Annotated in this window: 1 protein-coding gene and 1 pseudogene; both read left to right on the top strand. The window is 72.0% G+C overall.

What is annotated here, in order from left to right:
* Nucleotides 1–1,291, top strand: a 1,291-nt coding sequence (gene araB, locus AB0C29_RS45455) for a ribulokinase (RefSeq protein ID WP_360834175.1), incomplete at its 5' end; no start/stop codon positions are given.
* A gap of 46 nt (nt 1,292–1,337) precedes the next feature.
* Nucleotides 1,338–2,063, top strand: a pseudogene (locus tag AB0C29_RS45450) (L-arabinose isomerase); the annotation flags it as partial.

Raw genomic sequence — 2,063 nt, 5'->3', positions numbered from 1 at the left:
GGGGCTGTCGGGCCGGCCGCACGCGTACGTCAAGCTCTGGAAGCACCACGCCGCCCAGCCGCACGCCGACCGGATCAACCAGCTCGCCGCCAAGCGCGGCGAGCCCTGGCTGCCGCGCTACGGCGGCCTGATCTCCTCGGAGTGGGAGTTCGCCAAGGCGCTGCAGCTGCTGGAGGAGGACCCCGAGCTGTACGCGCGGATGGACCGCTGGGTCGAGGCCGCCGACTGGATCATCTGGCAGCTCACCGGCTCCTACGTCCGCAACGCCTGCACGGCCGGTTACAAGGGCATCCGCCAGGACGGGCACTACCCGTCGCCGGAGTTCCTGAGCGAGCTCAACCCGGACTTCGCGAGCTTCGTCGCCGACAAGCTGGACCAGCCGATCGGTCAGCTCGGTGCGGCCGCCGGCACGCTGAGCGCCGAGGCCGCCCGCTGGACCGGCCTGCCCGAGGGCATCGCGGTGGCCGTCGGCAACGTCGACGCGCACGTCACCTCGGCCGCGGCCCAGGCCCTCGAGCCCGGCCAGATGGTCGCCATCATGGGCACCTCGACCTGCCACGTGATGAACGGGGCCGAGGTCGCCGAGGTGCCCGGCATGTGCGGCGTGGTGCAGGGCGGCATCGTCGAGGGCCTGTACGGCTACGAGGCCGGCCAGAGCGGCGTCGGCGACATCTTCGCCCACTACCTGCGCTACCTCGCCCCCGAGTTCACCCACGAGCACCTCACCGAGCTGGCCGCGCGGCAGCAGCCGGGCGAGCACGGCCTGATCGCGCTGGACTGGCACAGCGGCAACCGCTCGGTGCTGGTCGACCACGAGCTGTCCGGCCTGCTCGTCGGCGAGACGCTGGCCACGCGGCCCGAGGACGTCTACCGGGCGCTCATCGAGGCGACCGCGTTCGGCACCCGGACCATCGTCGAGACGTTCAACGCCGCCGGCGTGCCGGTGCGCGAGTTCGTCGCGGCCGGCGGGCTCGTCAAGAACCCGCTGCTCATGCAGATCTACGCCGACGTGCTGCGGATGCCGCTGTCGGTGATCGGCTCCGACCAGGGCCCGGCGCTGGGCTCGGCGAACCACGCGCCGCCCCCCGCGGGCGCGAACCCGGACCTCCGCGCGGCCGCGGCCGCGATGGGCCGCAAGGAAACCGCGGTCTACCAGCCCGACCCGGCCGCGGCCGAGGTCTACGACGAGCTGTTCGCCGAGTACACCAAGCTGCACGACTACTTCGGCCGCGGCGCCAACAAGGTCATGCGCAACCTGCGGGCCGTTCAGCGCCGGGTGGCCGCCCGGTGAACCCTCTCGACCGCAACCAGCACGCCTACGGACAGGAGTCCACCCGATGAAGCCGCAGATCTGGTTCCTCACCGGCAGCCAGCACCTCTACGGGCCCGAGACCCTGGACCAGGTCGCCTCCCAGTCGCAGCAGATCCAGCAGCTCCTGACGACGTCCGGGGGCATCTCGGCGGAGATCGTCAGCAAGCCGGTGCTCACCGACAGCGCGGCGATCCGGACGGTCATGCTGGAGGCCAACGCCGACCCGGCCTGCCTCGGCGTGATCGCCTGGATGCACACGTTCTCCCCGGCCAAGATGTGGATCACCGGGCTGGACGCGCTGCGCAAGCCGCTGCTGCACCTGCACACCCAGCTCAACCAGGCGCTGCCGTGGGCGTCCATCGACATGGACTTCATGAACCTCAACCAGGCCGCGCACGGCGACCGGGAGTTCGGTTACATCCAGACCCGGATCGGCGTGGCCCGCAAGACCGTCGCCGGGCACGCGGCCGACCCGTCGGTGGTGACCCGGATCGACGGCTGGGTGCGGGCCGCGGCGGGCGTGCAGCGCCTGCGCAGCCTGCGGCTGGCCCGCTTCGGCGACAACATGCGCGACGTGGCCGTCACCGAGGGCGACAAGGTCGAGGCCGAGCTGCGCTTCGGCGTCTCGGTCAACACGTACGGCGTGAACGACCTGGTCGCGGTGGTCGACGCGGTCCCGGACAGCGAGGTCGACGCGCTGGCGGCGGAGTACGCGGACGCGTACACGCTGGACCCGCAGCTGGCCCGCGGC

Source organism: Actinoplanes sp. NPDC048791 (genome assembly GCF_040650095.1).
Classification (GTDB): Bacteria; Actinomycetota; Actinomycetes; order Mycobacteriales; family Micromonosporaceae; genus Actinoplanes.
This window is presented reverse-complemented; position numbering and strand designations above follow the sequence as displayed.